We start from the raw sequence: 26854 nt of genomic DNA, 5'->3' as shown, positions 1-26854 counted from the left end.
GAGAGGTGTGGGAAAAGGGTGATTTATAGCAGGAATTTCTCAAAACGATATAATTCTATCTTCTCCCGCCCCTCGGACACTTGATAGAAGGTGAACGGCTCTTTAAGAGCCTCGTGAATAACGGTCAGACGTGGTACAATGAACAAATCAACGCATCCATGAGTGCCACGAGAGGCAAAATTAGTGATTCTCAGTAGTCAGAAAGTCAAACTAAGAAAAAATACTTAGTAACAGGGGAGGACACGTTGCTGGAACGTGCGTCTGGCGTTTAAGTATCTGTCGCGATATAGTCTGAAGAAAGGAAAGTTAAATTTTTTGTCTGCTGTCGGACAGCCAGTGGACGTTAAATAGTAGCTTGCCGAGGGAAATCTGGACGTTGCTCGGAATCAAAGATGATTTTAAGCGCGCCTTACCCGATAAAGCAAGAATCCCCCAATTTATCGGTGGGAGTGTCAAAATGAATAGGTTTAAGATCGAGCGACCGAATTGTGTATGGCTATCCTCTGCGTCAATCGTTGGCATTTGCCCTTAGTATTTGGGACGCTTTCACTACTGATAGGACTGAAAACCGTGCCAGTGAAGGCACAGGAGAAGCTATATAATCCGCTTCCCATGCCCACCAATTCCGAAATCTCCGATAAGCTTACCGAGCGAGATATCCCCACAGGCGAAGGAGGGTTTGCTCGCGATTATTTCGTGCAGCTAGAAGAGGGAGATCAGGTAGCGATCGACCTAACTTCCGATGATTTTGATAGCATTATCGTCCTGCTTGCCGCCGACGGTTCGACGGTAGCAGAAAATGACGACGGACCGGATGGATCGACAAATTCGCTTCTGTTTGCGCGAATTACAGAGACGGGAAACTACATCATTCGCGTTCGCGCCTTTGGAGAAACGGGAAGCGGCAATTTTAAGCTAAAAATGACTCGCTTGCGACCAGTGAAGTAAAAGTCGTAAGTTAGAAGAAAAAGCTGCTGTTAGAAAAAGACAGTAAAAAAGCAAAGCGATAGCGCTTCCGTCCACTCGACAACTGCGCCGTAAGTATCGCCCGTGTGTCCGCCAAACTGGCGATAGAACCAGAAACCGGATAAAAGCGCGATCGCGCCTCCAACCACCGTCATTCCCAATCCCAGCCACCATTGATGAGGGTCGAGTAAGTAGGGAAGTCCGCCAAGACTCAATAAAAAGACAAGACCGAATAGAAGATCTTGGGGCAGGCGCAGACTTTGTTTATGAAAGGCTCCTTTTCCTGTCGGTCTGAGATAAGGATAAAAGGCGATCGCGGCTACTTGTCCCCAACGTCCCCATCCAGCAGCACCCATCAATCCCAGCCAGCGGTAAGACTCCAAATCATACAAAGCCGCCGTTTTGATCGCCAATACGACGAGGGCTGCCATTACGCCAAAAGCTCCCGTCGCACTATCTTTCATGACCTCTAGTCGGCGATCGCGATCGCCAACAGCCAACCCATCAGCTGCATCCATCGCGCCATCGAGGTGAAGTCCTCCCGTCAGTGCAATCCAAAGAGTAATAATCAAAACGCTACGAGTTAAGACTGAAAATCCCAGTCGCTGCAAAACCCCGTCAGCTAGCCCTAACAATCCTCCTACGATCGACCCAATGCAAGGCGCCCAACGAGCAATCCGTCGAAATTCTAGCTGCCAGTTTTTTGGGAGCCGTATTATGGTATAAAAGGTAACAGCACCAAAAAAAGAGGTTGTTTGTCGTTCTCGCCAGCGCGATATGATTTTCCAATCCACTCCCTTCATAAATTATCTTTATCTAAAACTTTAAGAAACAGTCAGGACATCTTGGGCTAAGATTGTGTCGTAGCTTACCGGATTCAAGATCGGGATATGCATAGAATTCCCCCCTTGGGCTGTCAAGACAATTACCATTAAAGGCTATTTCCTATGAGTCAGGAACAATCCGCGCACCACCTACCCGCCCCTTGCATTATCGATTCCGGTACGATTGTCAATAAAGCCGACATACAACGTTTACTTAGCGATTTGGGTCGCGTTCGTTACATTCATACTCTAGACGGTCAGCTACAAAGCGAAGGAGAAGGATGGGTTCTAGAAGTTTTTGTCGATCCAGATCGAGCCACACTCGTAGCCAACCGCAAGCTATATCTTAACGTTTTAAGTTTTGACTATTTACAGCTTCATCAATCGTTAGAAAAAGAAACCTACTTCGATCTCATTCAAGACAATCGCCAACTGCGCCTCATTCCTGTTGCCAACACTTTGCAAGATCCAGAAGTTACGAGCAATATTGATGCAGCTACCCTCGAAGCTATGGTCGCGCAAGTCCTTTCAGCCAGGTGGGACGTACAACTCGATGATGAAGACGACGATTGCCCGTTTTAAATTCAGCGACCAGCAAACACTAAAATGTTAGGTAGTATAGTTAATAATAGTAATTAATAACCAGTAACCGGTAACTGGTAACAGATTAAGTGGGATTTTCCTTTGAATGTCGTGCCTCCTGTCGTCAAACGGGAGCAAGAGCGGGAATTTGGCATACGCCGCACGGTTGCGTAGAAACGCCTCGATTTATGCCGGTGGGAACGCTGGCAACAGTTAAGGGATTGACCCCAGCACAAATACAAACGACTGGGGCACAGATGATACTGGCTAATACCTATCACCTGCACCTACAACCCGGAGAAGCGATTGTAGAGAAGGCAGGAGGATTGCACGAGTTCATGGGATGGCAGGGTCCAATTCTGACCGATTCGGGAGGGTTTCAGGTATTTAGCTTGAGCGAACTCCGCCAAATCGATGAATCTGGCGTGACATTTCGCTCTCCCAGGGATGGACGCATTATCCAACTCACTCCAGAACGTTCGATTCAAATCCAGAATGCCTTGGGTGCAGATGTGATTATGGCATTCGATGAATGTCCGCCTGCTGGTGCGGCGCACGAGGAAGTCGTCGCAGCAACGGAACGGACTTACCGTTGGCTGGAACGCTGCCTCAACGCCCATCAACGCCCGCAAGAACAAGCCCTTTTTGGCATCGTTCAGGGAGGAATTTATCCAGACTTGCGCTGTGCTGCTGCGGAATCTCTAGTTAAGTTGGACTTACCCGGATATGCCATTGGCGGCGTGAGTGTAGGCGAAGAACCGGAACTAATCCATAAAATCGTTCGGATAACAGCTCCCATGCTGCCGCCAGAAAAACCTCGCTATCTGATGGGAGTGGGAACTTATAAAGAGATGGTAGTAGCGATCGCCTCTGGAATCGATTTATTTGACTGCGTGATTCCGACTCGCTTTGGTCGTCACGGGGCAGCATTAGTTCGAGGAGAGCGCCTAAATCTCAAAAATGCCCAGTTTCGGGAAGATTTTACCCCCCTCGATCCGACTTGTCCCTGCTATACCTGCCAGAATTTCAGTCGGGCTTACCTCAACCATCTGGTTAAGTCGCGGGAAATGCTCGGCTATATCTTACTGTCTTTGCACAATATCAGCGAATTGGTACGCTTTACGCAACAAATTCGCGAGGCAATCTTGCGCGATCGCTTTGTTGAAGAGTTTGGCAGCTGGTTAGACGACCGTTAAATTGAATCGGTATCGGACGGGAGTTTCCCCAAGACCGCTTCAGTCCACCAAACATTGTCGCCTTTTTCTGGATGTATGCCATATTGTGGCTCGATTCCGTAGCGCGTCTTTTGGGGATGCCCCAAAGCCAGGCTAATTTGGCGGTAGAGGTGCATTAGGTCAAAGCCCCTGGGATCGCAATGAGTGCCTATTCGTCCGAACTCGCCTTGGTCTACCCAGTAGTGAGTCGTAATTTCGGGAAACTGACCTGCTTGCAGGGCAGCTTGCAGGTACAGGCGAGCGATTTGTTCGTACTGTTCGTCAGTATAAGCAGGTCGATCTAAGGTTTCCAGAGGAACGACTCGATTGGCTTGAATTTTTAAGCTATCTGGCACATTTTGATTGTATGCTCTCACTTGTGCATTTGTTACCCAGCACTCAGACCCTCGCTTTTGGAGAATTTCGACGTGGGTGGATGAGGCGACCCTCTTTCGATTTTCGCTGAGTACGGGATTTAGTTTTTGACAAGCGTTTTTGAGGGTCGCGGCCGTCCCAGACGAACTAGCCATGCGAGCGGCATTCTCGCTATCGTTGAGAACGCCATCACAGATCTGGGCAACCGTCCACAATCCCGTCGTCTTCCCCCCGTCCAAGTTAGTTGAAGAACGGGCTTTTAGCGCTTCAAAGGCTTGCTCGGAAGGTGCATTAAGCCAAATACTCGCTCGGTTAGCGAGAGAGGGTTCGTTCAAATTTAGCGCTGCCACCAAATTTTTGAGCGCTGCTTGTCTTATCGATGCTGCGGTGGCACTCCAGACTCGGCGAATTTCCCGATTGCGAACGGTTTCGGGTAGAATGTCGGCTGCCTTTTCATAAACGGTTGCTGTCGGACGGCGCTGGTTGAAGAACATCGATCGCGCGATCGTCACTTTACCTTCCCTAGATACGTAGGCGGCAATTCCATTGCCCATCGGACCTCGCGCTTGCTGTTTCATCCTCTCAATTGTGCCATCGCTCAGTTCGCCCGACGTATCGTGTAAGATAAACTTGGGCGTTCGATCGAATGCTGGATCGGGATCTGTTGATAAGGGTTGTCCTAAAATTTGCGCGATCGCTTGGCGTTCCTGCTGGCTTAAGAGACGACCGACTCTACTGTTACTCGACTCGAACCGTGCAGGGACTAACTTCAATGGTTCGGCGCGCTCTTTCTCTTTTAACGGAAGATTGTCAGAAAATACAAATATCGATCTGTCAAAAACTAGCAATCCCAAGCTTATTGCTACCAAAATCCCAAAAACTACTAACTTTTGTAATAGGTGCTGTCTGCTTTCTCTACGAATTTGAGGAGATAATTTTGCCCGATTCTTGAATCTATGGTGAATTGCCATCAGTTCTCTTATTGTCTGTGTGATGCTGTAAATTTTCTTGAGAATAAGACTGTGCGTGTGAGGAACTGTCAGTATCTCAGCATAATTTACGAATCATTACCACAATTATTGCTCAATAGAATTGCTATCTAATATATCTAACTTGCCAAGCAATCAATTTCTTGGCTAATAGCATAAGTCTATTAAAATAGATCGAAAGCCTTATTCAGTCATCATTTAGTTTTCCGAAGAGGACTTTTGCGATCGCGTCAAGGAATTTATTCCCTTGTCGGGTGAAGCGTAGGTACGAGCTCTGAGTTTAAAAAACTCAATCAAACTCTAGCGACCGCTTCCATTTAGTAAGGCAAATTCTGTAGTCAGAATTATTTTGGATTACTCAAATTTTACTCCTTCAAGTTCTTCCTCAGTCAAATCGTACAATTCTCTTAATTTTTCCAATTTCTCTTCATCAGCTTGCCAGAAACCGCGTCCGTGTGCCTCTAACATTCGTCCGACAATATTACGGAAAGCTTCGGGATTTGCCTTGCGTAATTTTCTCGCCATTTCTGCATCCAATGCATAGGTTTGTGCAGCTTGGTCGTATACCCAAGAATCGGTAAAATTGACCGTTCCTCCCCAACCAATTAAAGCTGTCATGCGTTGGGAAATTTCATAGGCGCCCCCCGAGCCTTGGTTTGCCATCGCTTCTGCCCATTTTGGATTTAATAACTTAGTTCGATATTCCAAACGCAGCACTTCTTCTAGCTTTCGGGGAGTTGTATCGCGAGAAAAACTTTCAACAAAATTGGCAGTAACTTTCTTGCCACTTTGTTTTTCTGCGGCGAGTTTTAAGCCTCCGGTATTGGCATAATATTCTTGAATATCTGTTAGTCCATATTCGACTGAATCTATTTCTTGAACGACGCGATCGCTAGTCTGTAATAATTGGTTTAATACTTCTGGTCTTGCTTGTCCTTTATCCTTCCTGCCATAACTAAATACATTGCGATTTTTCCAAGTATTCGCTAACTCATTTTCTGATTCCCAATCGCCATCGACAACTCGATCGTTTACGAGAGAACCAAAATCTCCTGCTGGATTAGAAAATAAACGTGCCGAGGCATTTTCAACGCCTTGTGCTTTTAAAGCTAAAGCATGCTTGCGGATGAAATTCTCTTCTTCTGGTTCGTCTGCTTCTGCTGCCCGTTGAAACAGATCGTCTAATAACTCAATAATATTGACAAAAGTATCTCGGAAAATCCCAGAAAGGTTTCCTAAAATATCAATGCGAGGATGTCCGACTTCTGATAAAGGTTTTAACTCGTAACGAACGATCCTTCCCGTCCCTTCTTTGATAGGTTCGGCACCAACTAATTCTAATAAAATCCCGATGGATTCTCCTTTAGTTTTAATAACATCTAATCCCCATAACATTAACGCCACGGTTTCCGGATACTTGCCATGTTCTTCTAAATTTTGGGCAATAATTTTTTTCCCAATTTCTCTTCCCCTTTCATAGGCAGCAGACGAAGGCATTCGATAGGGATCTAGAGCGTGAATATTTCTTCCAGTCGGCAATACGCCAATTCCATCCCGCAATAAATCTCCCCCAGGTGCGGGCGGTACATATTCTCCATTTAATCCTCGAAGAAGATTGGTTAATTCCTCAGTAGTTTGAAATAGCAAATCTCGAATATTTTGAGCTTCTTTTATCGTTTCTGAATAACCGTTTTGTGAATAGAAAATTTCTAGCGTTTCTTTTTCTCCTGTCACAATAGCTTCCCTTGCCTTTTCTGGTAATTTATCCCCAAAATAAGCTTCGAGATAGGAAGTCAATTCTTCTTCATTGGGAACTTCCCCTAAAGTATGCAATCCCGAAGAAAATAACCGTTGTTCTACCACTTGTAAGTATTCATACACCTTGACAAAATAATTAGTTAATGCATGTTTGCTGAACAGACGAGCATTTTCAACTGTAAAAGCAATGCCTTGCTTTTCTCCCTCTTCAAATTTGCAATCTGCATCCAATCCCGTATCGACAATTTTCTGGCAGATAGCATCTCTGAGAGCATAATTTTTCTCAGGATCTTCTCGATATTCTGCAATTAAATCTCGCAGTGCCATCAATTCTTTATATAATCCTGCCCGACCATAGGGCGGTACGTTATGGGAAATTAATACTCCATATCCTCGACGTTTTGCCAAGATAGATTCCGAGGGATTATTAGCGGCATAGATATAGAGATTAGGTAGATTTCCTAATAAAATATCCGACCAAGAATAAGCCGTATTTCCTAACGGCGATCCTGGCAACCATTCTACCGTTCCATGCATGCCAAAATGAATGACAGCATCGGCTTGGAAATCATTTTGCAACCATTTATAGAAAGCTGCATACTGAGGATGGGGGGTTAAATCTTTTTCAAACATCAATCGCATTGGGTCGCCAGAAAGACCGAGTGGTGGTTGGACTCCAATCCAAATATTTCCTAATTGAATTCCACCGATCTGAAACTCATCTCCATAGGTTTTAATTCCCGTTCCTGTCAGCGATTTCCATTGCTTTTCAATGCGAGTCGTCAGGAGATAACCCAACCAATTTTCTAAAGTTTTTACATTAACTGTTGTTGTTAGTTGCTCCTTACCACTAATTATCTCATCCGCCTCTTTCACTCTACGAATGATTTCTTCTCCATCCTCCGGCAGTTCTCCAACCGTATAACCCTGTTCTTTTAGTGCTTGAAGTAACTTAATCAAACTGCGAGGAACATTTAATAAAGCTGCCGTTCCGGTCGCCCCATATCCGGGCGGAAAACCATATAATAAAATCGCAATTTTCCGTTCGGCAGGAGGCGTTTGTTTTAGTTTAATCCAGTTCTTAATTCTTCCCGTGAGGCGTTTGACTCTTTCTGGAACCAGATAAATATCTTCTCCAACTAATCCCCCCAGCGGAACGGTATCGATCGCGCCGTCGAGTTCTGGCAATGCATACAATACCACGCTTTGCAATCCGCCAATACCTTGTCTCGTCCAAGAATAAATATCTTGAATTAGCAAAGGTGCGGCAACGATATAAGGAATATTCTTAGCCGTTAAAATTTTTTTCGCAACCTCTACTTGCCGTCCTGCTTCCATCGAACCCGCAGGACCGCCAACTAAGGGAAAACCGATGGTAGAAACGATCGCGTCAACTTCTACTGCATCTTGGGATAGAGAGGGAGTTTCAATATTTCCCTGCTGGCGTTGACGGGTTTCATATTCAGTAGTCATCCAATCCCTAACTGCAACATGACCTTCCACCCCATTGAGAAAAACAGGTAAGGGAATCAACCCTTCTTCTTCAAAATAACGAATGAGTTTAGCGATATAGGATTGTTTGGTAATGACATGCTTGCGATAAAGGAGAATACCAACTACTGGAGAATCCTTTTTCTCCTGATTCCTTTGAAAATACCAATCCAAATACTCGCAAGGAGAGGTGAAATATCCTGGATAGTCGGGATGAAACAATCCCATGTTGGGAGTTTCGATGGGTTCGGGAATGTCTCCTACTTTCAATCCTAAATATTTATCTGCAATAGTCCAACACATGGCAGCGAAATTGTCCGAACCGCCAGCATTCCAGTACCCATAGACGATCAACCAGTTTCGCAAGTCTTGAACTTTTTGTAGAGGGATGAATTTGAGGAGTTTGGGCCCCGTTTTTAAGAAGCTGATATATCCAGCGAGTTTGTCTTCTTCCCTGCCGCTAGAGAATTTGCTGAGGATGAATTGAACGGGTTTGGGCATTCCTTTGGGTTTGTCGCCAATGGAGAATTTACCCAGTTGCGTGAGACTCATTAATTCGAGTGCGGACTCGAAGACGAGGCGGATAGGAATGTGCTGCACCCTCTGACGCAACCACATTACTTGGTCGTAATCGAAGATTAAGCTAGCAAAAAAGACTTGGGCATCTTTGAGGGCTTTTTCTATTGTTTCAGGTTCCGTCATGAGAGAGCGATCGCTAAATACCTGCACCTCTAATCCCTCACATCGAGAAGTCGCTAACTGTGCCGCTTTTCGGTATAGATCGGCGTTGAATGATTCAAACCCAGTAATGACAACGATGCGTTTCATATCCCAAGCCTGCAAACTTTCTTCACACTTCTATTGTAGAGGGAGGATTTTGGAAGGGGGATAATGCTAGCCGGAATAATTTCTGAGTCTTAAGAGTCGTTGCGATCGCGACTTCAGTCAAACCGAACAGGTACAAATTAACTATCTAATGGGTAAACTTTTCTAGCTGCTTCAAAAAGTATTTGGATCGCTTTTCTCTATAGGATTGCTGTTCTTCTCAATCCATTCCGTCAGGCGATCTATTCCCTCATCCTGGCTTTCAATTCTGCTTGCTAAATTGAGAAAGAATGTCGCAGCTTCAACTTCACTTGCATTCAGTCGGTAGCCATTTCTGATGAGAAAAACAGCAACCGCAGCTAAAGCTACCCTTTTATTGCCATCAACGAAGCAATGATTTTTAATAAAACCATAGCCATAGGTTGCGGCAAGCCTGAAAATAGAAGCGCGATCGCTGTAGTAGTAAAGATTTTTGGGTTTAGCTAGGGTAGACTCAAGCATTCCTGGGTCTAGCACTCCAAAAGTACCACCAGTTCTGGCTATCAGAATTTCATAAATAGCTTTAATAGCCTTTTCTGATAACCATACAGATTCTCTGCCGGTCACTTGGCAAGTTCCTTGAAAGCATTGCGATACTGGCGGTAGGTTTCTTCAAAAGCAGCCATTGTTTCTGCAAAGTCAGGATCGAAAGCAGAGATGTTGTATCCTTCAGCAGACTCAGTGACGTATACGGAATCTCCTTCAGCTACTTTGAGTCGAGATATCATTTCACTGGGAAAGATGACACCATAAGAGTTGCCAATTTTTCTGATTTTGAGTTGCATTGCCATAATGACTTACGATGTGCCCAGGTGCGAGATCGATTGTTTTCTTTTTCTTAAGTTATAACATGTGTTTTAACTTTGGCTCCTAAGATTCAAGCAGCGATTCGTGCCTCAGATGGGCGAGCATCAAAAGTAAGCAGTCAAACCAGAGGGCATTTTTTTCTGTATGATGCGGATGGGCGAATCGCATACCAGAAGGAGAGCAACCCGTGAAATCTCAGGCTTCGACAAATTGGCAATCCCTACTCGGCGGACTTATTATTGCTTTAATCGTTTTAATTGGTTTTAATTCTTTTGTCATCGTCAACCCCGGACAGGCGGGAGTATTAAGTATTTTGGGGAAAGCGAGAGACGGGGCATTGCTAGAAGGGCTGCATTTCAAGCCTCCTTTTGTTTCCACTGTCGATATTTATGATGTCACGGTGCAGAAGTTTGAAGTTCCCGCACAGAGTTCGACTAAGGATCTTCAGGATTTATCGGCTAGCTTTGCTATCAACTTTCGTCTCGATCCCGTGCAAGTAGTGGACATTAGAAGAAAACAAGGTACCTTACAAAATATTGTCTCCAAAATTATCGCGCCTCAAACTCAAGAATCTTTCAAAATTGCTGCGGCTAAGAGAACGGTAGAACAAGCCATTACCCAAAGAAGCGAACTCAAACAAGACTTTGATAATGCGCTGGGCGAACGCTTAGAGAAGTATGGGATTATCGTGTTAGATACTAGCGTTGTCGATCTCACTTTCTCTCCTGAGTTTGCCAGAGCGGTAGAAGAGAAACAAATTGCCGAACAACGCGCTCAACGAGCCGTTTACATCGCCCAGGAAGCCGAACAACAGGCACAAGCAGACATCAACCGTGCTAAAGGCAAGGCAGAAGCGCAACGATTGCTGGCAGAAACCCTCAAAGCGCAGGGCGGGGCATTAGTGTTGCAAAAAGAAGCGATCGAATCGTGGAGAGAAGGCGGCGCACAAATGCCAAGAGTTCTAGTAATTAGTGGCGATTCTAAGAGTAACGTGCCCTTTTTGTTTAATATTAGTGACGTGCAACAATAACGCTAGCAAATTTAGCGATCGCAATTTGTTCTTAGCAAAAATCGCTTGTCATTTTCTTGACACGTGGGTTGAGTATATTCAGTTTCAAGTCAAAATCGTTAGCTGGGTTAGAGCGATGAAAACTAAGACGCAACAACGATTGGTTAAATTTTTAGTCGAAGAGTTAGCCGTTCCAGGCAACTCCATCAAACTCGCTCTCCGTTATTCTCAAGAAAATCCCACCGTGTTGCCGATGGTTTTATGGAAGTATGGATTAATTAATCTTCGACAGTTAGAAAAAATTTGGGATTGGGCAGAAAACGTCTAATTTATCTGAAATTTTTGCTTAACTTACTTTAATTGATGATAAGTCCGAATATCTGGATTAGCAGCTACTAAACCATCTATTTTTTGTACGGCAGCTTGAAGATGTTCGCTCGCCAAATGCTTGTCTAAAGCTTGTTTAGTCGTCCATTCTTCTACAAAAGTAAAATCGGTCGGATCGGTCTGATTCTGAAATAAGTCATACTGAATACAACCTTCTTCTTGACGAGTAGGTTCGACAAGATTGAGAAGAACTGCTTTTAATTCTTCTATTTTGTTAGGTAGTGCTATTACGTGGGCAATAACACGAATGGTTGAATTAGACATCATTAATTTTTAGAGTACATCCATTATTAAATTTTTGAACAGCTGTGTCTTAATCAACTCAAAAATTAAAGATTAATTAATTTTTAAATTTTCTCTAATTAAGTGTTAAATATTAATCCATAGTCAGTAATAGCTGTGGTGGGCGAGTCATCCGAGATAATAATTAATTAACCATTCTTGGCCGATAAACTCTCTATCTCCACATAGATAATCAATTTTGGCGTCGGGGAATATTTCCTAAAACTTATCGACTAAATCCATCCGCTCATCACTGTTAGAGTTGCCTTTCTTCGACAGCATCGTCCAAACTATCGGATCAGCTACTCCTTGATGTACGATTCCCAGCATAAAGATATGAAAACGAGTTGGCCCAAACGACCATTCTGTGCGGTCAATGCTTAATACCCAAGGCTGCGGAATTTTCCTTAAGGCAACAATCAATTTAGCAATCAAAGAATAATCAAGGTCGAATTTTTTGAAAAACCGTTGTAATCGCTGATAGTTTGAACCAGTTTTCGCCTCGCTCCTAAACCCTACCGCTATTTTAACTCTGATGAGGGCAATTAAAAACAAAGCCAGAAAATTGAGTCGAGCACCGTGCCATGGGAGAAGGGGTTTCAAACTGTCTCGCAGTAGGTTAACTTGGTTCATAGGGGTTCAACGATTGTGTGGTAACTTTCTATGAGACCCTTTTTCTGTCACCTATTGCAACCTCTACTCTCATTTTTTGTCCTGTACAGAGCCCAAAAGTATAGTACGTCATGTTGAGCGTAGCGATCGCGAAGCGAAACATCTTATAGCAATTCGCAATTGGCAATTATCAGTTTGCGATTGAGAAATAGAGATGGATTATAGCTATAAATTCAATGTTTTTAGATTTTAATGGCGAATGGCGAATTATCAATGACGTTTCTTTTGTCTGTAAGGCACCTAAAATGAGTGCTTGGGTTTAAACTTCAATAAAGAGGTATCGCTATTAAAATACGGCTTTATTGTTTATGTTTCCCAGCTTTATTCCCTCAGAAGCCGAAAATCTAACCGAATCGACTTCGATCGCTCTAATTCGTCAAATCGAATCTCATGCCCTCTCAACGCCACTCAGTCCTCAATCCATAACAATGACTTACACTCGTCAGGGAAGGGGAGAAACGCCATTTCTATTACTGCACGGGTTTGATAGTTCGCTCCTAGAATTTCGTCGCTTGATGCCGCTATTAGTCCAAGCTAGAGAAACTTGGGCAGTTGATTTATTGGGATTTGGCTTTACACAAAGGCTTCCCGGATTATCGTTTTCATCAGCAGAGATTAAAGCCCATCTTTACTATTTCTGGAAAACTCTCATCCAACAGCCCGTTATTTTAGTTGGGGCATCGATGGGAGGGGCAACCGCGATCGATTTTACGCTAGCTTATCCAGAAGCCGTCAAAAAATTGATTCTCTTGGATAGTGCCGGATTAAGCAATTCTCCAATGGCAGGGAAACTGATGTTTCCTCCCTTGGACTACTGGGCGACAGAGTTTTTGCGCAATCCGAGAGTCCGTCAAAACATCAGTCGCGCCGCTTACTATGACAAAAGCTTTGCCAGTCGAGACGCTCAACTCTGTGCTGCTTTGCACTTAAATTGTCCGGGGTGGCGAGAAGCGTTGATTGCTTTCACTAAAAGCGGCGGTTATGGCAATTTTTCTACTCAACTATCGCAGATCCAGCAGTCTAGCTTAATTTTATGGGGAAAGTGCGATCGCATTTTGGGAACGAAAGCAGCGATGCAATTCGAGCAGTTGCTCCCCGATAGCCAACTCGTTTGGATAGAAAATTGCGGTCACGTTCCCCATCTAGAACAGCCTCAGATAACAGCAGATCGTATTTTAGAGTTTGTGGGAGCAAATTAAAGACAATCGGAAGTCTGCACTCGATCGTTTCTCTGTTGCGAGTAATTAAGGTTAACTGCGATCGCGTTCCTGTCATTATTATCAATTCAATAAGCTTTCATCAAGCCTGTTTTTGAAGATCCTCAAGCTGAAAACCTCTAGAAGCTGAACTTAAGCTACAACTGTATCGGCATCGGCTGGAGTTAGAGTTGGATCTGAGGCTGAATGAGTGTCGGTGGGATTGAGAAAGTTAGCAAAATCATCTCTAACCGCATTTCCCAAAGCCCTGGGGAAACCGTTTGCCGCATTGGGATCGAAGATGCGAGCGAGCGCAGATTCAACTCGCTGTTGGTCTACTGCAACACTCCCAGGAACCCCCTGACTGGGATTAGCGCGATTGTCACCAGCGGGAAGTTGCTGGCTGGGGACAAGTTGGGAAGCCTCAGTAGGCGCTGTACCCGACTCGTCGCCAGCGATTCTATCCCTTGCAGAGCCAGTCACTCTTTGCACTCTTCCCCGCCTAGCGTCAAGCTGAGCGAACCAGGCATCTACAGCTTCAGTATTGGTAGCTCCTAAAGAACCATCGGTAAATCCAGTCACATTAACTCTGCTCGCGTTGGCATCTACACTAATGCCTGTCGCGTAGTCGGTTCCCGCACTTCCAAACCGTTGAATCCACTGATTGTTGCCTGCCGTGTCGAATCTCGCCACCCAGGCATCATTTCTTCCTCTATTTCTGCCGCGTCCGCCGAGCCTATCGTCGGTATATCCGGTTATGTAGATCCCATCTTGTGAGTCGATCTCCATGTCAGCTAAAAAGGAGCCATCATCGCCTGGAGTGCCGAACTGTCTGATCCATGTCGGAGTGCCATCTGCTGGGTTAAATCTGGCAAGCCAGATATCGTAAGCAGGATTGGCTTGGCTACCTGCCGGAAAATTGCCTGTCGTCCATCCAGTCGCGTAGACATTGCCTTGGCTGTCAGTGTCAACTCCCCAAGGAAATTCAAGACCCAAATCTTGACTTCCCAACTGTTGAACCCACTGCACCTGACCGCTGGGATTGAGCCTCGCCAACCAAACATCATACTTGGAAACCTCTCGACCAGGATCGGATTCTCTGACTAAACCCTGAGTCCATCCGACTAAGTAGGTATTACCATTCCTATCGACGGCAACGTCGTATGTCTCGTCAAAAAAGGGAGTTTCGTTCAAAGGGGCAGGAGCTACGGGATCTCTAATCTCCGTAAACCACTGCTGGTTGCCATTAGTGTCGAATCTGAGCGCGTAAGAATCGTCCTGAATGGGAAAATTAAAGATGTTTGTTCGAGTGTTATTTTTCAGTCCCAATCCCGATGCAGTGACATTTCCTTGTGCATCCACATCAAGAGCTGTAGCAGCACTGGAAAAAGCATTAGGGATTACATTAGAACCAAATTGCCGCCCCCACAACAGATTGCCATTGCTATCGTACTTGGCTACATAGGAATCCTGTGATTGTGACTGCCTCGGACCAAACAAGTTGCCCTGGGTCGCTCCCGACACGTAGAAGTTCCCGGCACTGTCCGTGGCGATGTCTAAGACCGAGTCATTATCAGAACTGCCAAACTGCCGAATGAATAACTGATTGCCTCGGCTGTCGTATTTGGCTACCCAGAAATCTGAGAACCCTGCGGAGGTGGTTCCATTTTGAATCGTCCCAGTAGTCGTTCCGGTTACGTAGACATTACCCGAAGGGTCTGTAGCTGTATCAATTCCGAGTTCGAGTCCAGCTCCCCCTAATTGTTGAACCCGTCTCTGCTCTGGTCTTCGTGGGGGTTGGTTGCCCACATACTCGAAATAATTAGCCCTCAGACTTAAATCGACTTCATCTCTCGAAATCACGTAGCCGACGAGGTCGGGGACTCCTTGTCTAAGCGAAAAAATCGCTTCACCAAAAAACGGCTGTGAGACTCCTTCAACCTGCAAATTATTCACTTCTAGCAAGACATAATCCTGTGCTGAACCGTTGAGCTGTATCGTATCTTGATTGGGATCGAAATCGTAAATGACGGCAAACTCATTAGTCCCAAATAGATTCGAGGTAGTTAGAGTATTTGGGTCGCCTAAATAGTAAGGTGTAGTGGTATCTCCGAGAACGTGACGGTCTCTTCCTACAGAGGGGATATTCCTCTCTAGAATCAGTAGGGGATTGCCGCCTTGGGGGCTAGTCTGGATACCAAAAATAACTTCAAATTCTTCTAAAGTGTTGTCAAATATGTCCCCGAATAAAATATCGACATTTTGATTTTGGGGCGGACTAGCTGCGCCGGGCGCAAAGGCATACAAGCTATCATTACCACGGCGACCGAAAACGGCTTCTAACCTCCGACCGATTTCTCCTGTGGCTAGGTCGCTGACAGGTGTAAATAATGAGAAAAAAACTTCCAATTGTTCGTCCATTTTACTTAATATAAGTCCTCTCTTCGATAATTTGGATTTTTTCGAGACTTAAGTTTCGGATCTACTTTATCGTTAGCTCGTACTCAAGAAAAGCAAAATAGCCAAAATAATACGCTGCTGGAGATTTGGGCGCATAGATATTTTGAACAAGGATTTTGTATGAGTAGACAAACTCCATCTGTAGTAGAACAATTAATAATACTTGTCCCCTGAAAGCAATCAAACACCCATGACAGAATTCTCTGGTAATTTACCCGATTGGAATCGTCTAGCCGATCGCGCTCTGAGAGGCGAACTCCTAACCCGTCAAGAAGCACAAGCAGTCTTGCAAGCACCCGATGAGGTTTTACTCGAACAGCTTGCAGCAGCTTACTGCGTGCGCCGTCACTATTGGGGAAATCGAGTACGGCTGCATTTTTTACTCAATGCTCAGAGTGGCTTATGTCCAGAGGATTGTCATTACTGTTCTCAATCGAAAATTTCGACAGCAGAAATCGAAAAATACCCCCTGCTAGCACAGGAAAAAATTCTCGCTGCTGCCGATCGCGCGGCACAATTAAAGGCAGGAACGTTTTGTTTTGTTATTTCGGGACGTTCTCCGAGCGAGTCCGTCTTTACTAAAGTTCTAGAGGCAGTGCGCCAGATCAAACGCAAACACGACCTCAAAGTCTGCGCATGTCTGGGACTCCTGAGTCAAGAGCAAGCCCATCGTCTAGCAGAGGCAGGAGTCGATCGCATCAATCATAACCTAAATACTTCAGAAAACTACCATCCTAATATATGCACTACTCATACGTTTAGCGATCGCGTCACCACGGTAAAAAATGTCCAAACAGCAGGCATTACAACCTGTTCCGGCGGAATTGTCGGTATGGGAGAATCAGACGACGATATCATCGACTTGGCGCTTTCTCTGCGGGAGTTGCAAGTTACTAGCGTTCCGATTAACTTTCTCATTCCCATTTCGGGAACTCCCCTCGGCAAGGTGCAACAATTAAACCCGCGTCGCTGTTTGCGAATTCTGTGTCTGTTTCGCTTTCTCCTTCCTTCTCAAGAGATTAGAATTGCAGGAGGAAGGGAAGTGCATTTGCGATCGCTTCAACCTTTAGGTTTATATCCAGCCAATTCTATCTTTATTGGCGATTATCTGACTACTGCCGGACAAGCTGCTCGTGCTGACTTAGAAATGCTCCGCGATGCCGGATTTGTCCTCGAAGCACCCGATGGCTCGATTTTACCGAGTTCGGAGTTCGCAGTCGAGATTGCGGAGTTAGTTAAGCTAAAGGTAAACGAGCTTTAGTATAAGAAAATCAATAAAACTCAGGGTCGCGATCGCACAAATTTTAGGATAATTGACATCAATCATCCTTCAGATAAACTTTATGACCATTCACAAACAGTTCTCTTCCCGTTCTTGGAATTCTTTATCTAGCGATATCTTACAAACCCTCAAGCAAGGTAAAAGTCTTGCCAATGCCAACCTACAGGGAATGGATTTCACCGAGATGAATTTGTCTGGTGTCGATTTAAGGGGGGCTAACTTAATTGGCGCTCACATCAACGGCGCTAATCTCAGCAACGCTAATCTCAAAGGCGCCGACTTGCGGGGGGCGAATTTAATTAACACCAACCTAGAAGGCGCTAATTTAGAAGATAGTTACTTATTTCGCGCTCGCCTAGAGCAATGCAATCTCAAAGATGCTCGACTCGAAGGTGCTAGGCTACAACTAGCTAGATACGATTCTCAAACCGTTTGGACTGAAGGATTTGCTTACAAAAATTCTGGTGCAGTTGGACCGGGAGCCAATTTAGGCGGCGCGTTTCTCAACACGGCTAATCTCAGAGAGGCAGATCTGCGAGGGGCGAACCTACGAGGCGCTTACCTCAGCGGCGCAGATTTAACGGGGGCGAATTTGGCAGGAGCAGCTCTGAGCGGAGCTAATCTTCAAGGGGCTTTTCTCACCGGAGCCTATTTACGGAATGCTCGACTGATTGGGGCAGAATTACAGGGAGCGGATTTGCGAGCCGCCGATTTGACAAATGCAAGTTTAGAACAATTGCAGAGTATTGCTGGAGCCGATTTTACGCTAGTTCAAGGATTGAGCGAAGAAACAAAAGCGATGCTGTGCAGTCGTTCTGCCCAAGAGTTAGGAACTTGGAATGCTTACACGCGCAACAATACCGCTCAGAGTCTCGGTTGTTCGATTGGCTAATTCTTGCGCTCTAATAAATTTAAGAGCTGCAACAATAAAAATCATGAAACCCTCAAAAAGCGATCGCCACCGTTTTATCCATTCCGACCGTTGGAGAAGTTTTAGTTGGGCGAGTTTGCGATCGCGATTGGTTCGCATTGCAAGCAAGAGAATATATTTCAATTAACAATTAAAAATTCGTAATTTGGTATTTGTGGCAAATATTAACTGCAATAGCTCCAGAATCCTGCAAACCTAAAATTTACTAGAACCAGCTATGGCTTGGAAGTCAACCAATCCTCAGTTTCATAACCAAACTATTACTCTCAGCGATGGTCAGAATGTTTTTCATTTTTCGCCAACACCGATTCTAGATATTTCTGCCGAGCAAATTAAAAGTAGACCTTTAATTTCGACTTCGCCTTATAAAGGATTAAAGCCATTCACAGCCAAAGATTGCGATTATTTTTTCGGTCGAGATAAATTAACTTTTCACTTACTCGAAGAGTTATGCAAAAAAAACTTAATTTTACTTTTGGGAGCTTCGGGAAGTGGGAAAACATCAGTCATTCAAGCGGGGTTGCTTCCTAGAATTAGAAACAATTTACCGTCAAAATTTATTGAGGTTATTTGTTACCCCAATCGCAATCCTTTTGTATCGTTATTTAAGGCACTCGTTCGACAAAATTGCAATCCAGAAGAAGCCGAACTGATTCTTAGAGAAGAAGTCGATGGTCTGAGCAAATTTTTTCAAGTCCTACAAGCCAGAAATGATGGAAGTTACTGGCTTATTTTTATCGATCGCTTTGAAGAACTCTTGACGATTAGTGCTACCGAAAAGACCGATAAATTTATTGATAGTTTAATTCATCTCTATAATCATCTCGATCGTACGTCTGAAAGTTTTGTCAAAATAAAAATTATTCTAGCAATCAAAACCGAATTTTTAGACAAAATCAGTGCTTATCCTCAATTTTTAGACATAACAATAGATCGAAAAAATATTCGAGCGATCGCCAATATAGACCCCAACTCTCTGCGTTTAGCGATCGAGCAACCCGCTGCCAGAAACGGAGTAATTTTTGAAGAGGAATTAGTGTCAGAAATTCTTAAGGACATTAGAGAGTATAACTACTCTTTACCTCTATTACAACACGCACTCAACTTACTTTGGCACAGTGAAGATCTTGACAAGCGAACTTTAAAACTAAGCACTTATAGGCAATTAGGTAAGATTGAAAAGGCATTACAAAATCAATCGAATCGAGTCTATAATAGTCTCTCTAAATTAGAACAAATAGCCGCCAAGAAAATTTTTTTAAAGCTAGTAAAGATTGTCGATGTAGAAGAATCGGGGCGCGAGGGAATTGCCGTTAGTCAAAGAGCAGAACTATCTAACTTCAATGATGAAATCAGTCAAACGGCGATCGTACAACTAATTGAAGGGAATTTGTTAACCTGCGATCGCGCTACGAACTCAGTAGAAATTATCCATGAAACCTTGCTGCATCGGTGGAAATTTCTGAGAGATTGGTTAGAAGAAGCTCGTCAAGTTTTGGTCATCAAAAAACAACTAACTGAAGCAGCAGATGCCTGGAAAATTTTGTCTCAAGAGGATCGAGAGCAAGCCAATACAAAACTTTGGTATGGATCTAAATTAGAGAAAGCTTGCGAACTGAGAAATACTTGGTTATTTAATTTAGCCGTGGATGGTTTGAGTCCCGACGAAGATCGATTTCTCGACGCAAGTCTCGCCCGGCAAAATCAGGCGCTGAAGTCAAAAGAAACACAAATTCAACAGTTAAATCGGATACTTGATGAAACCAAGCTGCGAGAGCAAGCAGCGAGAGCGCAAAATTTATTGCCCGTTCGACCGCTAGAAGGTCTAGTGTTGGCCATTCAAACAACAGGAGAAAATGCAGATAAATTTCCGCAGCAGATGCTTCCCGTCGTGCAAACCTGTCTAAACAGTGCGATGGAAATCGCAAGAGAGCAAAATATATTCCAAGGGCACGACGATAGAGTCAAGGCAGTTGCCGTCAGTCCTGACGGACAAATAATCGTCAGCGGAAGCTGGGATAAAACCTTGCGCCTGTGGGATCGGCAAGGCAACGCCATCGGTCAACCTTTTAGAGGGCATGAAGGGGATGTCACCTCGGTTGCCTTTAGTCCCGACGGACAGACAATTGTCAGCGGCAGCGGCGACGGAACGGTTCGACTGTGGAACCTCGAAGGAAACGCGATCGCTCGCCCTTTCTTAGGTCACCAAGGGGATGTCACCTCGGTTGCCTTTAGTCCCGACGGACAGACAATCGTCAGCGGTGGCGGCGACGGAACGGTTCGATTGTGGGATCGGCAAGGCAACCCCATCGGTCTGCCATTTGAAGGACACGAAGGAGATGTTACCTCGGTTGCCTTTAGTCCCGACGGACAGACAATCGTCAGCGGTGGCGGCGACGGAACGGTGAGGTTGTGGGATCTTTTTGGCGATTCCATCGGCGAACCGTTTCGGGGTCATGAAGATAAAGTCGCTGCCGTCGCTTTTAGTCCCGATGGAGAGAAAATCGCTAGCGGCAGTTGGGATACGACAGTTCGGTTGTGGGATTTGCAAGGCAAAACGATCGGTCGTCCTTTTCGCGGTCATGAGGATTATGTTATCGCGATCGCGTTCGACCCTGAAGGAAAATTAATCGCTAGCGGGAGTAGCGACAAAGTAGTTCGGTTGTGGGATCTCTCAGGCAACCCCATCGGTCAACCGCTTCGAGGTCACACGAGTTCCGTGCGTTCGCTTGCCTTCAGTCCAGACGGACAAACAGTTACCAGCGCCAGTACGGACAAAAGCGTGCGGTTGTGGGATCTCCGAGGCAATGCTCTTCATCGACCTATCCAAGGGCACGAAGTTTCCGTCTGGTCAGTGGCTTTTAGTCCCACCCCGGTTGATAAAGAGGGCAAAGAGGAGATATTTGCAACTGGAGGAGGCGACGGAACGGTCAGGTTGTGGGATCTCTCAGGCAATCCCATCGGTCAACCGCTTCGAGGTCACGCGGGGGATGTCACCTCAGTTGCCTTCAGTCCCGACGGACAAACAATTGCTAGCGGGAGTTGGGACAGGACTATCCGCTTGTGGAATCTGGCAAGCAACCCCATCGCCCGACCTTTCCAGGGTCACGAAAATGACGTTACCTCGGTAGCTTTCAGTCCCGATGGAGAGAAAATCGCTAGCGGCAGTTGGGATAAGACCATCCGCCTGTGGGATTTGAAGGGCAACCTCATCGCTCGTCCCTTTCGAGGTCACGAAGGAGATGTCACCTCAGTTGTCTTCAGTCCTGATGGAGAGAAAATCGCTAGCGGCAGTTGGGACAAAACCATCCGCCTGTGGGATTTGAAGGGCAACCTCATCGCTCGTCCCTTTCAGGGTCATCGGGAACGGGTTAATTCGGTGGCTTTCAGTCCAGACGGACAGGTAATTGTCAGCGGCGGCGGCGACGGAACGATTAGGCTATGGGATCTCTCAGGCAATCCCATTGGCGAACCGTTTCGGGGTCATGAAAGTTACGTCACTTCAGTTGCCTTCAATCCAGACGGACAGACAATTGTCAGCGGCGGCGGCGACGGAACGATTAGGCTATGGGATCTCTCAGGCAATCCCATCGCTCAACCCTTCGAGATTTACAAAAGTGAAGCTACCTCAGTGGCTTTCAGTTCCAACGGACAAATTCTGGTCGGCAGCAGTTTGAATGGAAAAGTGTATTTGTGGCGCGGCGGTGGTTGGCGGAGTTGGTTGCAAGTTTGCTGCGATCGCTTGCGCTATCATCCCGCCTTCAAAAATCCTCAAACCGAGATAGAAAAGCAAGCTTGCCAGGTCTGTCAAAAGCACGTTTGGAATCGGGAGGCAACCGAATGGAACAAGCAAGGCATACTCAAGTTAGAAGGACAAGATTTTCAGGCTGCCCTCGACTATTTCAACCGAGCGCTGGAGATCGACCCTTATCATAGGGGGGTGCTTTATAATCGAGCCAGAGTTTACGCCAATTTAGGCAATTTTCGGGAAGCTATTCGGGATCTCGAGCGAATTATCGAGGGAATGCCGACTCATGCAGCTGCTTACTTCTATCGCAGTCAATGTTATGCTGAATTGGGCGATCGCTCCTTAGCGCTAAAAGATTGTCAGCAAGCCGTGTTTTTGTACCAGCAACAAGGACAGGGAGCGAATTATCAAAAGGCGATCGCTTATTTGCACAAGCTTCAAAGAGAGAACCGTACCATTGAGTGAAGATTTCCTCACCTGCGATCGCTCGTATTTATAGTGCTAGGTGGGATACATTAAAAGATACAAGTTGTTACACTGCCAGTTGGGTAAACATTTATTCTTAAAAATCTTTAGCGAAACGAGACTGGTATCGATCTAAGTCGCTAAAGTATGAACCGAGCGTAGACAACCAAAGTATTCCCATGTCTAAACAACGATTTCCCAAAATAAAATCTCTTTTAAAATCCCTGATAGCTCTGGGACTGGTTCTCACCTTAGTTTTTGGCAATGCAAGTACTGCCTTGGCTGCCCGCAGTGGCGGTAGAATCGGCGGCGGTTCCTTCCGCGCTCCCAGCCGAACCTATGCCCCTCCTGGAGGCGGCTATAGTTCGCCCGGTTATGGCTACGGCTATGGCGGCGGTATTGGATTTCCCTTTTTGTTGCCTTTCTTCGGCTTTGGCGGCGGCTTTGGGGGACTGTTTACCATTCTGATCTTTATTGCGATCGCCAACTTTCTCGTAAGAAGCTTTCGCAGTACCAGCATGCAAGGAGATGGAACTTCCTTCGAGTACGGCAGTCCTAAAATTTCTGTTGCTAAGGTACAAGTCGGGTTATTCGCTAATGCCCGTGGTTTGCAGAGAGAATTGAATGAAATCGCCTTGAGCGCAGATACTAATTCGGCTGCGGGGCGCGTTCTGGTTCTCCAAGAAGCCAGCCTAGCCTTGCTACGCCATCCCGAATATTGGGTTTACGGCGCTACGGAATCCTATCAAACTACCTTAGAGTCAGCAGAAGCAAAATTCAATCAGCTAGACTTGGCAGAACGGAGCAAATTTACCTCAGAAACGCTCTCAAACGTCAATAACCAACTCAGACAAGCCTCGCCAACGGCTCTCTTAGAAGGACAGGGACAACTAGCCCAAACAGGCAACGGTTCTGGGGACTACATCGTCGTCACCATTCTAGTCGGTGTTGAAGGAAAACTCGAACTGCCCAAGATTAACGATTCTGAAGATTTACGCCAAGCATTGCAACAAATTGGGGGAATCGGCAGCGATCGCCTGCTAGCCGTCGAGGTTCTCTGGACTCCTCAAGCACAAGGAGATACTCTAACCTCTGAGGACATCTTGGCTGAATATCCCAATTTGAAGCTAGTTTAATTTAAGCTATCAATTGAATAGATTCTGACAGATTGCCGTGGGAATCTTTCCACGGCAATCTATTTTTTGCACCTGAGAGATGACCCGCTTCTAAAGAAGACTCACAGCAGAATTAATTTAGTCCATTTTAATGGACTTGGGCTGTTAGCCAAGAAATTTATTTCTTGGCGGAATATGAGGCTTACCGATCGCAGTGCAAGATTTGGGTTAATTTATTAACTCCCCGGGTAGGATTCGAACCTACGACCAATCGGTTAACAGCCGACCGCTCTACCGCTGAGCTACCGAGGATTGCTGACAACAGCCTCTTATTATAGCGACAGGTCGGATAATTTTGCAAGAGGTTAATCGTTAAAAAATATTTTTGGCGATCGCCCCACCTCGGATCGCTAGCGAGAACCTCGTATATTATTTTGATAAGGAAGAGCAGTTGGTAAAGCCTTCAAAATCGACTCAAAACAAAAAAACAAAAGAATAAACCTTCCATGAGATTTCTCCTGGCTGAAGATGATGTAACGCTAGCTGTCAGCTTATCTGAAGCGCTTGCCAACCAACGCTATGCGGTTGATGTCGTCCAAAATGGGGAAGCGGCTTGGCGGCAAATTGCAACAATCGACTACGATCTCGTTTTGTTAGATGTGATGCTGCCTAAATTAGATGGTATTAGCTTGTGCAAACGGCTGCGCGATCGCGGTTTTCTCAAACCCATCCTCATTCTGACTGCCTGCGACGCTAGCACCGACAAAGTTGCTGGATTAGATGCCGGAGCCGATGACTATATCGTCAAACCTTTCGATTTATCGGAGCTATTTGCAAGAATTCGAGCCTTGCTGCGTAGGAGCGAGATTTGTGCGCCTCCGATTTTAACCTGGGGTAGCTTGCGCCTTAATCCGAGTACCTTTGAAGTTACTTATGGCGATCGTTTCCTCCACATCACTCCCAAAGAATATGCCATCCTAGAACTTCTCATGCGCTATGGTCGACGGGTTATCAGTCGCAGCGTTATTATCGAACACATCTGGTCTTTAGAAGAACCGCCAACAGAAGAAACAGTCAAAGCACATATCAAAAGCCTGCGCCACAAACTAAACTCCGCAGGCGCTCCCAAGCAGTTAATCGAGACGGTTCACGGTATCGGTTATCGACTCAACATGCCGCGACAATCAACTTTAGTAGAGGAGTTGGGTAGCGAGCGGGATGCTTTGAGGGAACCTTAAGGAGTACTGCAAAGCGACGCAGGTTATGGCTCGGCTTGCTTAATCTTTTGCGATCGCAGTTGGCGGCTTCTTCCCGATTTCTTCCCGATTTCCTTCACAAAATTTTGAGGTTGGGGAATTAAAGTAAGCAGTGAATTCTAGCATCGACTACGACAGGAAGGAACTGAAATGACTATCTCGACCTCAATCTGGGTAAATTCAGTGCAAAAATCGATTGATGAAGAAATTGAAAATGCACTGCAACTTTATTCGGATGAATTGTGTGAGAAAATTTTGGCGATCCCTGGTTTTCGTCAAAAATTGAGCGCCTATGTTCTTGATAAAATTGAGACAGAAAACGCAGATCTCAAAAATAGGCAACATCGACTCTCGAAAACTAAGTTTCCTTATCGGTCTCTAGAACTTCGCTTGCTTATCGAGCATTATGTCACTGAGGGAATTGCTCAGATTCTCGATTTGCATTTAGAGATGCTAGATCGTTATATTCCCAAAGATGATTATCTATTTTGTCCGTCTTGTTCCTATGTTGGCTAAGAAGACATCCCAAAAGTCCATTTTGTCATTCTGAGTGCAGGAAGTTGGTATATTCAGATATTTCGCGTCGCGATCGCTACGCTCAACATGACATACTATACCTTTGGGACGACCTGTACTTGTAAGATAGCGTTCGGTCGCTCTCGCTAAGAGTTAATTACCCAACCCTAATTCTAACAACAGGGTTGGGTTGTTGCTTTTCTAAATCTTGGAGCTGTCGATCGGTAGGCTTATGAACTACCTACGGACTTCGCTTGCGCTACCTCCGAGGTTTCTGACGCTTCACCTGCTGAACTTTCCTAAACCCTCCACAATGCTGTGGGGTCTTAGAAAGAGGTTCAGCATCAGCGTTTGAGAGGCTAGTTCCTAACCCCAAAGCGTAATTGAGCATTACCATTGATGCTGCCACATCACGAGCCGCAGTGAAGTTGCAGTTTTCACAATGATGCACACGCTCGGCTAACTCTTTTTTCTTTTTGTAACCACACCGAGGGCAAGTTTGGGATGGTGCAATTTTGAGAGGTACTTCAACAAATACCCCACTACATTCACTGAGCTTAGATCTGATTAGTGAAGTTAGATTGCCAATCCCAACATCTAACAGCGAGCTATTGAGTCCTGTTTTTTGATGTTTTCTTTGGCTGCCCTTGTTTGCTTTACGAGTCATCCCTTTGATGTTCGACTTCTCAGTAGCTACCAGTGAATTACTCTTTACTATCTGTGTAGCTACTTGATGTTGCCAATCTTGTCTTTGATTGGTCACTTTACTTTGAAGTCTACTAATTTGTTTCCTGGCTTTTCTCCAACGTTTAGATGCTTTAATCTTCTTTTTGAAATTAGGCGCACGCTTGCGACGTAATCTCTTAGATAATTGCTTTATTTTTTGTTGAGTTTTGGCTAAAAATTTCGGAGGAGCAATTATTGTTCCATCTGAACAAGCAATAGCGTGGTGAGTACCAAAATCTAAACCTATAGCACCAGTGCTAGTTTCTCGTTTTGGTTCGCAGTTTACAGTGATTGAAGCATACCATTTACCTGGTTTCCAGATGATTGTACAAGTTGTTGGTGTCCCCCAAGTTCTAGCTTTACCTCTCATCTGAATTTGTCCTAAATTAGACAATTCCAGGTAGCCGTTATCGCCTGATGTATGCGCTTTCCATCCACTTATTCCTGGATAAGTCCGACCACGATCATGTCGTGCAGACTTGAATTTTGGGTATCCACTCAATCCACGGAAAAAACGTTGAAAGGCATAGTCAACACCCTTTACCGTTGCCTGTAAAGCTTGCGCACCTAATTCTTTATATTCAGGCCAACATTCTTTGAAATCTGGCAGAATATTTTGCTGGTCATAGTAGCTAATAGAATTCCCAAAACGCTGATATTCTGTCTTTCTGTGGTAAAGACAGGCCTTGAACAAATCTTTATGAAGTCGTCGCCAATAATGCAATTTCGACTCCTGAGATTTAGTTGGATATAAGCGAAAGGTGGTTCTACGTGTTACTCTCATGGGTGCGAGCGTACCATTCACTTAACGCCCAGTGCAACCTTTGCTCAGAAAGAGTTCTCATGCTCTATTTTGTATTCACTTGCATATTGTATTGGTAACGAAGTATCGAGGCAAGGTGATTACTTCTGAAATTCTCACTAGGTGAACAACAAAAA

21 protein-coding genes and 1 tRNA gene are annotated in these 26854 nt (G+C 45.1%); 12 read left to right on the top strand and 10 right to left on the bottom strand.

Annotation, left to right across the window (positions count from 1 at the left end; all coding sequences use genetic code 11):
* Positions 1-492: 492 nt before the first annotated feature.
* A complete protein-coding gene (locus PLE7327_RS16275) occupies positions 493-948 on the top strand; it encodes a PPC domain-containing protein (protein ID WP_015144896.1) in 456 nt (151 codons plus the stop codon).
* 29 nt (positions 949-977) lie between these two features.
* Here the strand turns inward: PLE7327_RS16275 and cobS are convergent, their stop codons facing one another.
* Positions 978-1769, bottom strand: a complete 792-nt coding sequence (gene cobS / locus PLE7327_RS16270) for an adenosylcobinamide-GDP ribazoletransferase (protein ID WP_015144895.1) — start codon at positions 1767-1769, stop codon at positions 978-980.
* Positions 1770-1913: 144 nt separating this feature from the next.
* On the opposite strand from cobS, the gene PLE7327_RS16265 reads away from it, so the two are divergent.
* Entirely contained in the window at positions 1914-2372 is a 459-nt protein-coding gene (locus PLE7327_RS16265; protein WP_015144894.1) for a hypothetical protein, read from the top strand.
* 89 nt (positions 2373-2461) lie between these two features.
* A complete protein-coding gene (gene tgt, locus PLE7327_RS16260; RefSeq protein WP_015144893.1) occupies positions 2462-3568 on the top strand; it encodes a tRNA guanosine(34) transglycosylase Tgt in 1107 nt (368 codons plus the stop codon).
* Here the strand turns inward: tgt and PLE7327_RS16255 are convergent.
* From PLE7327_RS16255 to PLE7327_RS16240, 4 genes are all read right to left on the bottom strand, one after another.
* Positions 3565-4932, bottom strand: coding sequence for a hypothetical protein (locus PLE7327_RS16255; protein ID WP_015144892.1), 1368 nt, complete (start codon positions 4930-4932; stop codon positions 3565-3567). The genes tgt and PLE7327_RS16255 overlap by 4 nt on opposite strands.
* Before the next feature lie 372 nt (positions 4933-5304).
* Entirely contained in the window at positions 5305-9027 is a 3723-nt protein-coding gene (gene bchH, locus PLE7327_RS16250) for a magnesium chelatase subunit H (RefSeq protein WP_015144891.1), read from the bottom strand.
* A gap of 171 nt (positions 9028-9198) precedes the next feature.
* A complete protein-coding gene (locus PLE7327_RS16245) occupies positions 9199-9630 on the bottom strand; it encodes a type II toxin-antitoxin system death-on-curing family toxin (RefSeq protein ID WP_015144890.1) in 432 nt (143 codons plus the stop codon).
* On the bottom strand, positions 9627-9854 hold the full coding sequence (locus PLE7327_RS16240; RefSeq protein WP_015144889.1) for a putative addiction module antidote: 228 nt from the start codon (positions 9852-9854) through the stop codon (positions 9627-9629). Before PLE7327_RS16240 ends, PLE7327_RS16245 begins: the two co-directional genes overlap by 4 nt.
* Positions 9855-10057: 203 nt before the next feature.
* Here PLE7327_RS16240 and PLE7327_RS16235 point away from each other — a divergent pair, with 203 nt between their 5' ends.
* Together PLE7327_RS16235 and PLE7327_RS16230 are read left to right on the top strand one after the other, a co-directional pair.
* Positions 10058-10900: a prohibitin family protein gene (locus tag PLE7327_RS16235; protein WP_015144888.1), complete on the top strand. Its 843-nt coding sequence runs from the start codon at positions 10058-10060 to the stop codon at positions 10898-10900.
* A gap of 25 nt (positions 10901-10925) precedes the next feature.
* Positions 10926-11207 (top strand): DUF2949 domain-containing protein, encoded by a 282-nt coding sequence (locus tag PLE7327_RS16230; protein WP_254658007.1) that lies wholly within the window; start codon positions 10926-10928, stop codon positions 11205-11207.
* Positions 11208-11230: 23 nt separating this feature from the next.
* Here the strand turns inward: PLE7327_RS16230 and PLE7327_RS16225 are convergent, their stop codons facing one another.
* Complete coding sequence (locus tag PLE7327_RS16225; protein WP_015144886.1) at positions 11231-11533, bottom strand: putative quinol monooxygenase; 303 nt, start codon at positions 11531-11533, stop codon at positions 11231-11233.
* 234 nt (positions 11534-11767) lie between these two features.
* Positions 11768-12181, bottom strand: coding sequence for a hypothetical protein (locus tag PLE7327_RS16220; protein WP_051036451.1), 414 nt, complete (start codon positions 12179-12181; stop codon positions 11768-11770).
* A 347-nt stretch (positions 12182-12528) separates the two neighbouring features.
* Between PLE7327_RS16220 and PLE7327_RS16215 the strand changes: the two genes are divergently transcribed.
* Positions 12529-13419, top strand: a complete 891-nt coding sequence (locus tag PLE7327_RS16215) for an alpha/beta fold hydrolase (RefSeq protein WP_015144885.1) — start codon at positions 12529-12531, stop codon at positions 13417-13419.
* A 150-nt stretch (positions 13420-13569) separates the two neighbouring features.
* On the opposite strand, the gene PLE7327_RS16210 is transcribed toward PLE7327_RS16215, so the two are convergent.
* Positions 13570-15837 carry an SBBP repeat-containing protein gene (locus PLE7327_RS16210; RefSeq protein ID WP_015144884.1) on the bottom strand — a complete coding sequence of 756 codons (2268 nt, stop codon included), beginning with the start codon at positions 15835-15837 and terminating at the stop codon, positions 13570-13572.
* A gap of 229 nt (positions 15838-16066) precedes the next feature.
* Between PLE7327_RS16210 and bioB the strand changes: the two genes are divergently transcribed.
* From bioB to PLE7327_RS16190, 4 genes are all read left to right on the top strand, one after another.
* Positions 16067-17137: a biotin synthase BioB gene (gene bioB / locus PLE7327_RS16205; RefSeq protein ID WP_015144883.1), complete on the top strand. Its 1071-nt coding sequence runs from the start codon at positions 16067-16069 to the stop codon at positions 17135-17137.
* Positions 17138-17219: 82 nt separating this feature from the next.
* Positions 17220-18050 carry a pentapeptide repeat-containing protein gene (locus PLE7327_RS16200; protein WP_015144882.1) on the top strand — a complete coding sequence of 277 codons (831 nt, stop codon included), beginning with the start codon at positions 17220-17222 and terminating at the stop codon, positions 18048-18050.
* 256 nt (positions 18051-18306) lie between these two features.
* Entirely contained in the window at positions 18307-22302 is a 3996-nt protein-coding gene (locus PLE7327_RS22780; protein ID WP_015144880.1) for a tetratricopeptide repeat protein, read from the top strand.
* 179 nt (positions 22303-22481) lie between these two features.
* Positions 22482-23438, top strand: coding sequence for a DUF1517 domain-containing protein (locus tag PLE7327_RS16190; protein WP_015144879.1), 957 nt, complete (start codon positions 22482-22484; stop codon positions 23436-23438).
* A 219-nt stretch (positions 23439-23657) separates the two neighbouring features.
* On the opposite strand, the gene PLE7327_RS16185 is transcribed toward PLE7327_RS16190, so the two are convergent.
* Positions 23658-23729: transfer RNA gene (locus PLE7327_RS16185), tRNA-Asn, on the bottom strand.
* Between the two features lie 194 nt (positions 23730-23923).
* Here PLE7327_RS16185 and PLE7327_RS16180 point away from each other — a divergent pair.
* Positions 23924-24655, top strand: a complete 732-nt coding sequence (locus PLE7327_RS16180) for a response regulator transcription factor (protein WP_015144878.1) — start codon at positions 23924-23926, stop codon at positions 24653-24655.
* Between the two features lie 168 nt (positions 24656-24823).
* On the top strand, positions 24824-25189 hold the full coding sequence (locus PLE7327_RS16175; protein ID WP_015144877.1) for a hypothetical protein: 366 nt from the start codon (positions 24824-24826) through the stop codon (positions 25187-25189).
* Between the two features lie 259 nt (positions 25190-25448).
* On the opposite strand, the gene PLE7327_RS16170 is transcribed toward PLE7327_RS16175, so the two are convergent.
* On the bottom strand, positions 25449-26699 hold the full coding sequence (locus PLE7327_RS16170; RefSeq protein ID WP_041393441.1) for an RNA-guided endonuclease TnpB family protein: 1251 nt from the start codon (positions 26697-26699) through the stop codon (positions 25449-25451).
* Between the last annotated feature and the right edge of the window lie 155 nt (positions 26700-26854).

The sequence above is a fragment of the Pleurocapsa sp. PCC 7327 genome (genome assembly GCF_000317025.1).
Lineage (GTDB): Bacteria > Cyanobacteriota > Cyanobacteriia > Cyanobacteriales > Microcystaceae > Hydrococcus.
Note: the sequence above shows the minus strand (reverse complement) of the source record. Positions and strands in the feature narration are given on the sequence as shown.